Raw genomic sequence first — 10,130 nt, forward strand, 5'->3', positions numbered from 1 at the left:
TTGAGAAATATTATTCTTCCTCGGTGTCCCGCGCCTCCTCGCTGTAAGCAGCCGCAGCAGTTCCGTTCAAGGCTACCAGACGTATTCCTCGCAGCGTCAAGAACGGATCATACTTGTCAATCAAGGACGTCCTGCGAGCAATCGTTTTTCCCCAACCGCCGGTCGCATACACAGGCATATCGTCGCAGGCCATTTCCTTCTTGATTTTGCCAATCAGAAATTCCAACTGGGCAAGGAATCCGTACAGAAGACCTGCGCGGATAGCGTCATCGGTATTGTCTGCCACCACGGCCTCTGGCCATTCGATAGTCACGGGTAAAAGGCGCGCGGCCTTTTCCGTCAAAGCATCCAGGCTCGCGTTAATGCCGGGAATAATCACGCCACCTGCAAAGGCGCCATCCTTCATGACGTCGAAAGTGGTAGCGGTCCCCATATCTACGACAATCGCATTCTTGAACCCCGCATCGCGCATGGCAATCACATTGCACAAGCGGTCGGCACCGGCCATCGACGGGTTCTGGTAATTAATCTGCAAGCCCATGCAGTTCTTGGAATTCACCACCTGCACCCGCTTTTTCAGCAAGGAATCCAGAGCCTTGATCCAGGGACGTTCCAAAGCGGGCACCACGGTAGAAAGTCCCACATGGGTAATCTCCTCGGATTTGATCTTGGAGAACCTCAAGAGACCGCCCACCTTGTTCATCACTTCGTCAGAGGTGGTTTCTTTGCGGGTGGTCAGGCGCCAATAATCAACCACCTTGGTATCCTTGAAAATACCAATCACCGTGTGGGAGTTGCCCACGTCGACCACAAAAGAAATCGTATTCACCGTATCAACCGTCTTTTTCAAGTCCTTTTTCACATCAACAATAATAGAAAAAGATGTTTTTTTTCAAGTTTCCCTAATTAACAAAAAGACATTATTCCGCAATATACGTGCATAAAAATTTTGACAAAACAGCCAATTGAAACTATATATACTTAGAGGGTATCATAAACATAAAGTTTCAACGGTACAGACATGGACGAAGAAAATTGGGTAGAATTTTCAAACATCATCAAGATGGATGACGAAAACATCGAAAAGTTCAAGAAGCTCTATGGCGAAGGAGAACGTTTTTTCATTGCTAATACAACGCTTTGTGAAACAATGATTTCTTTTTCGCAGATTATTCCGGAGGTTCAAAAGAACGAGTCAGACAAGGAATGGTTCGATAATTCTCGACAAGATGCGTCGAATTTTTTTGGAGCAGAGAACTCTGAACTGATAGGCAAAACCCTTGCGAAGTGGCGAATTGACCATTGGGGATCTTGTAGCGATTTACTGTATGATGATGGACCGCACTTACAGACTTTAGAGGGGTTGTTAAAGGGGGAATATGTATTTTTCACAAGGTGTAGGCCTCCCATTAAAGTCTATGAAAAAATGGCTACCGACGGACTGGTATTTGAAGCGGAATGGTGGTCTAGAGCCAGTGACGAATGGGCGATTGGAAAAGGTCAAGTTAAAGAAGGCCGTTTTCTGTACGACATCGGCCCGATGACTGGTTCTGAAAAAATGTCTTTGGAATTAGTGGCGCATGAATTCTTAGAGCCGGAAGAAAGTTCAGATGATAGACCTACAATTGTTGTGAAAAGTCGAGAACACCTTGATCAGCTGATTCAGTGTGTTCAAGAATATCTCAAAACTGAATTGTATTTGCAGGGAACATTTGGTCTTATTAGAGAAATTTTAGGAAACACTATTGTCCTAGATAATGTTCTAGACTTGAATTTTATTGATGTTTCCAGTGTAACCGACTTGAGCGATCTTTTTGCAAATTTTGACGTTTCCCCATGCCCTGAAAAGGGATGGTTCTGTAAAATCAGATTGGATATCAGCAAATGGAATGTGTCTAGTGAAACTAAGATGACACACTTGTTTGATAACGATCGAGTAGATTTAGGAGACTTTCGCAAATGGGATACTTCTAGAGCTAATAAGGTCTGGGATGACATTGAATCGTATTACAATTTTGGATTTAACATCATCCTTAATTTCAAGGACAAACATTCGTTAAAGACTAGCTTTGATGCTAATGACGAAGATTTTCTAGACGAATTGAGCCTCCATAACATTCCTTCTTCAGATTCTTATTACCGAAATGGTAAGCTCGTTTACGATTCGCAACCAGAGGATTCGTCCGAAGATTCTAAAACAGCACCAGCCGATGATGGAGCGGAAGATGACCTTCCTTTTTAAGTTATCAACCGTATAAACCTTGCATGTGTGAAAATAAAAATGGCAGAACAACCCAAAGATATGGCTACAGTCGTCGTAACAGAGAAAAAACAGCTCTTGGATTTGATTAAAGAGACTATGGCTCTTTATGGTCCTGAATGCGACCTGAATTTCATTGATGTTTCCCAAATAACGGACATGTCCGAATTGTTCAAAGGATCCGAGTTCAACGGAGACATCAGTAAATGGAATGTGTCCAAAGCGACTAATATGGAGAGCATGTTCGAGGAATCTAAGTTTAATGGGGACATTAGTGCTTGGGATGTATCGAATGTGACGAATATGAATTGTATATTCGGAGTTTCCGAATTCTGTAGCGATATTAGTCAGTGGAATGTTTCGAACGTGGCAAATATGGGCTGCATGTTCCTTCGTTCCAAATTCAACGGCGATATCAGCAAATGGAACGTATCCAATGTGACAGATATGAATCGTATGTTCTGGGGTTCCGAATTCCGTGGCGATATCAGCAAATGGAATGTTTCAAACGTAACAGACATGAGTTATATGTTCTGTGAATCCATATTCACTAGTGATATCAGTAAATGGAATGTTTCCAATGTGGCTGATATGAATCGTATGTTTTGTCTTTCCAAATTCAACGGCGATATTAGCAAATGGAACGTATCCAATGTGACAGATATGGATACTATGTTCTGGGGTTCCGAATTCTGTGGCGATATCAGCAAATGGGACGTGTCGAACGTAACTAATATGAGTTGGATGTTCATGAATTCCATATTCACAGGCGACATCAGTCAGTGGAATGTATCGAATGTGACGAATATGAGTTGTATGTTCGGGAAATCCATATTCTCTGGCAATATCAGCAAGTGGAATGTTTCGAATGTGACGAATATGAGCGGTATGTTCCACTATTCCAAATTCAATGGCGACATCAGCCAGTGGAATGTTTCAAACGTAACGAATATGAGTGATATGTTTTTAACTTCCGAATTCTGTGGCGACATCAGTCAGTGGAATGTTTCGAATGTAATGAATATGAGCAACATGTTCAAGCAATCCAAATTCAATGGCGACATCAGTCAATGGGATGTGTTGAACGTAACAGATATGAGTGGAATGTTCAGTGATTCCTTATTTACTGGCGATATCAGCAAATGGGATGTTTCTAATGTAACGAATATGAGTAACATGTTTGAGAGAAAGATGTTCACGCGGCAATCCTTATTCAATGGAGACATTAGTGCTTGGGATGTGTCGAATGTGACGAATATGAGTTGTATGTTCAATGGGGCTCATTTCAACGGAGATATAAGCCGATGGAACGTTTCTAATGTGACGAACATGAGTGATATGTTCAGCGGATCCAAATTCAATGGCGACATCAGTCAGTGGAATGTTTCTAATGTGACAAATATGAGTAAAATGTTCGAACAATCCAAATTCAACGGAGACATTAGTGCTTGGGATGTGTCGAATGTGACAAATATGAGTTATATGTTCGCTCGTTCCGAATTCCGTGGCGACATCAGTCAGTGGAATGTTTCGAATGTGACGACTATGAGTGGAATGTTCAGCGAAGCCCTTTTCGATGGCGATATCAGCAAATGGGAGGTGTCGAACGTAACTAACATGAGTGATATGTTCAGAGAATCCGAATTCAATGGCGATATTAGCAAATGGAATGTGTCGAACGTAACTAATATGTATTGTATGTTCTATTGTATGTTCGGCGAATCCAAATTCAATGGCGATATTAGCCAATGGGACGTTTCTAACGTGACAAATATGGAGTCGATGTTTCAAGGAAGCGCTTTGGAATCTTCAAAAAAAATTCCGTTGTGGTATTCGCCTAAGAAGAAGGGGAAATAATGGAAAAGATTACCGCTAGGGACAAGAACCATTTGCGAGAGCTTATTGATCAAGCGATTGACAATAAGCACATGTATTGCAACCTGAATTTCATCGATGTGTCGCAGGTGACAGACATGAGTGGGCTTTTCTCGGGCTCCTATTTCAAGGGGGACATAAGCCGCTGGGATGTGTCGAATGTTACAAATATGAGAGGAATGTTCCACCGCGCAAGTTTTAACGGCGATATAAGCCGGTGGAACGTTTCCAATGTGACAGATATGAACGGAATGTTCAGCGAAGCCCTTTTCGATGGCGATATAAGCCGTTGGAATGTTTCGAATGTAACGAATATGAGCGGCATGTTCAGTTGCGCAAGTTTTAACGGTGATATAAGCCGGTGGAACGTTTCAAAAGTGAAAGACATGAGTTACATGTTTTGTGGATACGGGCATGAAACGACAAAGTTTCCGTTTGACGGTGACATAAGTCGATGGGATGTTTCTAACGTAACAAATATGACCGGCATGTTCAGCTTTTCGAAATTCAACGGAAACATCAGTAAATGGAATGTTTCCAATGTGCAATTTATGAAAGCGATGTTCGCCTGTTCTTCTTTCAGGGGTGATATTAGCGAATGGAACACCTCGAAGGTGACCAACATGGACTATATGTTCAAAAATTCTGCAATCAAGGCGTTGGGAAAAATCCCCGCCTGGTATAAAGAATCCGAAAATGCCAACCTGTTCAAAAACGGTTGGGGCAACAGTTCACGAGAACGAGATAGAATTTACGAGAAAGACATCTTCGTTATGCTCCAAAATCCTGCGAAAGACAAGTAATGTGGTGTTTTAAGCCGAAAGTGCCAATTTTAAAAAAGTCCATTGAAAAAGTTGCGCAAAGGTTAAGTGTCGTGCAGTAACTCTTGGAAATGGAAGTCTCCTTTTTTTGTTAGATTTCAAAAAACAAAGAATTTAAAATGCTCGAAAAATTATTCAAACTTACAAACGAAGAACTGGAAGATAACGCAACCCGCCATAAAGTGGACGCAAATATTGAAACTGTGCAAACAGTTCTAGAAGCGCCGTTGTCAATTCCTCCGTATCAGCGACCCTATATGTGGGAAAAAAAACAAGTGGAGCAATTGTTAAATGACATATGCTATAATAAAAGGCACTCTTCTGAACATTATAGAATAGGGAGCTTGATTACTTGTTTAAACGAAAGACGCTTTGATATAGTTGATGGTCAGCAAAGAGCCACCACTCTGCTTTTGATACTTCGTTGTTTGAAACCTTCGTACAGAAATAACTTGTTTGACAATTTGCAGTACAATCATTCTCTGTCGTACAAGCACCTGAAGCAAAATAGGATGATTATTGAGAAATGGATTCAAGATAATATCGCGAATGAAAAGGAATTTTTTTTCAACTACATTCTTAATAATTGTGAATTAGTTGTGGTTACAGTTTATAATATTTCCGAAGCCTTCCAAATGTTTGATTCACAAAACGGCAATGGAAAAGAACTAGAACCATATAATCTGTTGAAGGCTTACCATTTAAGGGCTATCAAAGACAGAGATAATCAAGAACGTCAAATTCGAGAAAAATGTCATATTAATTGGGAAAATGCCGTAAAAAGTAGTTTGCCAAATGGCCAAAACTTTGACGTATTAAAACAATTGTTTTCGGAACAATTGTATAAATCCAGAATATGGTCAAAGGGAAATATCGCCTATCGTTTTGCAAAAAAAGATATTGACGAATTTAAGGGATTCAGTAAAATTCAATATCCATATCAAAACATCTCTCTGTTGATGTTCTTTGAATGGTTGAAGAATCAAGAGGGAATCAAAGAAAAAGTTGTTGATCGAGACAACAATTCTGATGACTCGAATTTCATAAAAAATTTCATGAATGTCAATCAGGATATTGTTGATGGTGAATTATTTTTTCAATATGTTGAAACCTATGTTGCCATGTATAAGAGGCTTTTCCTCGATAGCCTCCACAATAAAACATTAGAAGAATTTCAAAAATTTTATAATGATTATTGTTTTTACAAAGGGTATGGGCGAATGGGAGATACATATTTAAGAGAGTTGTTTAAGGCATTAGTATTCTGTTTCTACGATAAGTTTGGAATTACCAAATTTGAGCCAAGATTCTACAAGATTCTTTACGCTTTTGTTTATAGAATTCGCATTCAGCAATCAAGAGTTGTTTACAATACGGTTGCAAAGGTCCCTATAGAAGGCGATATCAAACCATTTAACATCATTGCACAGGCTCGAGAACCCAAAGATATTGAAAAAATATGCGGGGCATGCATGGTTAAAAAAAATGACTTGAATCAATTGAAAAATGATGCTGCTGATAAATCCAAACGAAGATCATCGTCCTTTGTTCCAGAAATTATAAATTTTTTTGAAAAAGAATCTTTTGTATTGTAATTTGTATTGTAATTAGGTGTAAAATTATGGAAGATAAAGTCTACCTACTTTCTATAGCTGATCTTTTCAACGATCTTTACAGCATTCCCTTGTATCAACGTTGTTTTGCTTGGAGTACAGAACAAATAGCGACACTGCTTCAGGATATCTATTCTAGCTATAATGAAAGTAAAAAAGAAAATAAGGGTATTCCATATTATGTTGGATGCCTTGTTGTGATGAAGAAAGAAACGTCATTTGAAGTGATTGATGGCCAGCAACGATTAACATTCTTTACCTTACTGACAAAAATTCTTGGAGTAAACACTCCTGAATGCAAGATAGAATACGAATCTCGAGAACTGGAACAAGAATTCCTTAAGCGCTTTTATGAAAACGAAAACTTCTACAATGAAAATAATACTGATGCAGAAATAATCAAACTGAAAAGAAGAAATGCCGATCTTATCAAAGCAATTTACGACATTTGCAATGTAAATCTTATTGCTGAAGGCGAGTCTGCAAAAATTTTGAATCTCGCAACACTAGAGTCCACCGAAAGAACCAAATTTATCAATTACATTAAAAATAAGGTTTTTTTGCTTCGAACGGAAGTATCTAAGAATACCGATGTTAACTCGTACTTTGAAATCATGAATAATAGGGGAAAGCAACTGCAAGAACATGAAATTCTTAAATCCCTTATCATGAGCGGGCTCGGACACAAAGTTTCTCAGCAAATGAAATTTGGTATGATTTGGGACGCCTGCTCACAAATGAACCGTCCTATTCAAAAAAGCTTTTCTTCGAATGACCGAAATATTTTTTTCGGTTCTGATTGGAACACGTTTGTCAGCTTTGACGAATTTAAAAAATACTTTGAAGAAAACAACGAAACATCCAACACGATTGAAACAAAGAGTTTCGATGAATTATTAAACGCTACTTCGGATCCCTTCGTAAATGAAACAAAAGAATATGATGAAAATTATCGGGGCTCATTCAAATACCAGTCTATAATTGATTTTCCGAACTTTTTGATGCATATTTTTAAGTTATTCTATGATCCGAACGATCAGATTGCGTTGGATGAAAAATTCCTAATGCGAGATTATAAAGAGGTCTTAGGAAAACCTGACCCTGAGGAATTCATATATAAACTGTTCCTGACAAGAACACTTTTTGATCGCTTTATAATTAAAATTGAAGGTGTTGTGGATGACAAGTATGAAGATGACAATATTTCAATAGCCAAAGAAGATGAAGAATTTTTCTGGAGATTACTGGAACCTGTTAAAAATTCTCAAAATCAACTTGATTATAGGGTGGAAACGGAATTTTCTAGTGATAGCTTTGTAAAATCATTGTCTATGTTGCAAGTGACGTTCAGAAGTCGTCATCATAAAAAATGGCTGCAGGAATTACTGAAATTCCTTGTGGCATCTTACAAAGAACACGAAACTATTAATGTTAATGAAATTTTCAAAAAAGAATACTTAAAAACGATTCATTCATATATTAGGAATTATTTTAAACAAAATATAACCAATGAACACGAGAAGGGAATGGGTACGAATACCCCTCATTTCCTTTTCAATCTGATTGATTATTTGTATTGGATTGCTAAGAAGAATAATCTTCAGAAACAATTTCCTGAAATGGTATATGTAAAAGACTTCAACTTCCGTTATCATAACTCAGTAGAGCACCATTATCCGCAGCACCCTGATAATATGAATACGATTGAATTCAAGGAAGTGGAGCCTTTAGTTGACAACTTGGGAAATCTTTGTCTTATAAGCAAAGGAACCAACTCTCGTTTGCAAAACGTTTCACCATGGGAAAAGGTTCAAAATCGAGCAGGAAAGGCTCCTGACGTGAACGGAGTTAAAGCATTTCCGCCAAAACGACAGATTATGTACACCATTACTCAAAACACTAGAACATGGGGAAAATCACAGATTGAAGAACATTATAAGAACGTACTCGAATTATTGAACAGCATGGAAGACTTACTTGGTGTTGACAAGACAGAAGATAATCAAGTTTCAATTACATACACAAGCACTAATAAAGAGCAATATGAAAGCATGCAATCGACCGACAAGCAAGTTCAGGCAAATCCAGCCAAAGAGAATAATGTATATTTTCATTCAGTCAATCCAACCAATGAAGAAAAAACTTATACCCATAAAGGAGAATCTCAAATGAATGCTCAAGTTTCACAAAACAATTTGAGCGACGTGGCTCGTTTCAAGAAATTACTTGAATACTTCGTTGCACATGTCGAGTATTGTCAAAAACTATATCTTCATACAAAGAAAGACCCAAATGTCGATCCATCAACTTGCGTTGGTTATGACGAGTACGTTGCTCCATATATTAGGGATGGCAGGCCAGTACCTCTTGAAATGAATGAATGGGAACCAAAATCTCCTAACGCTATTTTGAATAAAAAAATAAAAGGACAATGGGATACTTTTGGCGATAAAGAAATCCGAATGGTTGTTAGAAATCATTTTGGAAGCTATTCATCGGCCAGGTGCTTCCTTGATTGGGGCGGTTGGCGAAATATAAACAACGTATGGAACAACGATAGATCCAAAATCATCGCTTTGAAAATCAGAAAAAACTTGAACGAAAGTGCAGAAAACCCCGATTGGCGTGACATCGCAAACACAACATTAACCAATTTGGGATTATTTGATGGACAAGAACCAAACGAGTCTTTAGAAGAATTTTTTGATACTTATTTAAATTTATAAGGTTCAAAAAAACAATATATTAGCAAACCTCTGATCACTATCGATCAGAGGTTTCGTTTATATCAAAATCTACATCCAAGCATAGTAAGCAACTATTTCGCTTACCACTTCCTCTAAAACGGCAACTCATCGCCCAACTCCTCATCGGAAACCGGAGGGTGGTTCTTTTGCCACTCTTCTTCCAAATTTTTACACCTTTCGGGAGTCAATTCCTTCAACTCCATGAGCGAGCCATAGAACATATCGAACACGCAAACGTCTTTCGAGAAATTCCATCCGCTGATATCTCCCATGAATCGAGAAAATGAAAACATCTCGATCATCATCTTAACGTTCGAAACATTCCACTGTGAAATGTCTCCATTGAAACGCGAATGGGCAAACATGTTGCTCATATCGAAAACGGACGACACATCCCAGCGACTAATGTCCTGATTAAATTGAGAATCTCGGAACATGCACGACATGGTCCCAACGTTTGACACGTTCCAATTTCCAATGTCGCCATTAAATGCCGAACTTTGGAATGTCGCGAACATATCTTTAACATTCGACACGTTCCAGCCGCTAATATCACCGTTAAATTGCGAGCCATGGAACATGCTGTTCATCGATTCAACATTCGACATATCCCAGCCACTGATATCGCCATTGAATGCACTATTTGGCCCTGAAAAAATGCAGTACATATCCGTCACTTGTGATACGTCGATAAAGTTCAAATCGCAATTCGGTCCGAATTTTTCGATGGACTCGAAAACAATCTGTCGAAGGTGATCACGGTCGCGAGCAACAACTTTTTCTCTTTTCTGGCTCATATTTTCTTAATCCGCTC

7 protein-coding genes are annotated in these 10,130 nt (G+C 38.8%); 5 read left to right on the forward strand and 2 right to left on the reverse strand.

What is annotated here, in order from left to right:
- Positions 1-10: 10 nt before the first annotated feature.
- The gene (locus Q0W37_RS13135; protein ID WP_297702007.1) at positions 11-862 is read right to left on the reverse strand and encodes a type III pantothenate kinase; all 852 of its coding nucleotides are present in this window, start codon (positions 860-862) and stop codon (positions 11-13) included.
- A gap of 159 nt (positions 863-1,021) precedes the next feature.
- Here Q0W37_RS13135 and Q0W37_RS13140 point away from each other — a divergent pair, with 159 nt between their 5' ends.
- The 5 genes from Q0W37_RS13140 (at position 1,022) to Q0W37_RS13160 (ending at position 9,295) form a co-directional block, all read left to right on the forward strand.
- A complete protein-coding gene (locus Q0W37_RS13140) occupies positions 1,022-2,242 on the forward strand; it encodes a BspA family leucine-rich repeat surface protein (RefSeq protein WP_297702008.1) in 1,221 nt (406 codons plus the stop codon).
- A 39-nt stretch (positions 2,243-2,281) separates the two neighbouring features.
- A complete protein-coding gene (locus Q0W37_RS13145) occupies positions 2,282-4,117 on the forward strand; it encodes a BspA family leucine-rich repeat surface protein (RefSeq protein WP_297702009.1) in 1,836 nt (611 codons plus the stop codon).
- Positions 4,117-4,938 carry a BspA family leucine-rich repeat surface protein gene (locus Q0W37_RS13150; protein ID WP_297702010.1) on the forward strand — a complete coding sequence of 274 codons (822 nt, stop codon included), beginning with the start codon at positions 4,117-4,119 and terminating at the stop codon, positions 4,936-4,938. The genes Q0W37_RS13145 and Q0W37_RS13150 overlap by 1 nt, the downstream gene beginning before the upstream one ends.
- Before the next feature lie 137 nt (positions 4,939-5,075).
- On the forward strand, positions 5,076-6,551 hold the full coding sequence (locus Q0W37_RS13155; protein WP_297702011.1) for a DUF262 domain-containing protein: 1,476 nt from the start codon (positions 5,076-5,078) through the stop codon (positions 6,549-6,551).
- Between the two features lie 26 nt (positions 6,552-6,577).
- On the forward strand, positions 6,578-9,295 hold the full coding sequence (locus Q0W37_RS13160; protein WP_297702012.1) for a DUF262 domain-containing protein: 2,718 nt from the start codon (positions 6,578-6,580) through the stop codon (positions 9,293-9,295).
- Between the two features lie 113 nt (positions 9,296-9,408).
- Here the strand turns inward: Q0W37_RS13160 and Q0W37_RS13165 are convergent, their stop codons facing one another.
- Positions 9,409-10,113 carry a BspA family leucine-rich repeat surface protein gene (locus Q0W37_RS13165; protein WP_297702013.1) on the reverse strand — a complete coding sequence of 235 codons (705 nt, stop codon included), beginning with the start codon at positions 10,111-10,113 and terminating at the stop codon, positions 9,409-9,411.
- Between the last annotated feature and the right edge of the window lie 17 nt (positions 10,114-10,130).

Source organism: uncultured Fibrobacter sp., assembly GCF_947166265.1.
Taxonomy (GTDB): Bacteria; Fibrobacterota; Fibrobacteria; order Fibrobacterales; family Fibrobacteraceae; genus Fibrobacter.

Bases quoted from the DNA above. Each gene is read 5' to 3' on its own strand.
- Q0W37_RS13140 (WP_297702008.1), top strand. From the start codon at position 1,022: ATGGACGAAGAAAATTGGGTAGAATTTTCAAACATCATCAAGATGGAT.
- Q0W37_RS13145 (WP_297702009.1), top strand. From the start codon at position 2,282: ATGGCAGAACAACCCAAAGATATGGCTACAGTCGTCGTAACAGAGAAA.
- Q0W37_RS13150 (WP_297702010.1), top strand. From the start codon at position 4,117: ATGGAAAAGATTACCGCTAGGGACAAGAACCATTTGCGAGAGCTTATT.
- Q0W37_RS13155 (WP_297702011.1), top strand. From the start codon at position 5,076: ATGCTCGAAAAATTATTCAAACTTACAAACGAAGAACTGGAAGATAAC.
- Q0W37_RS13160 (WP_297702012.1), top strand. From the start codon at position 6,578: ATGGAAGATAAAGTCTACCTACTTTCTATAGCTGATCTTTTCAACGAT.
- Q0W37_RS13165 (WP_297702013.1), bottom strand. From the start codon at position 10,113: ATGAGCCAGAAAAGAGAAAAAGTTGTTGCTCGCGACCGTGATCACCTT.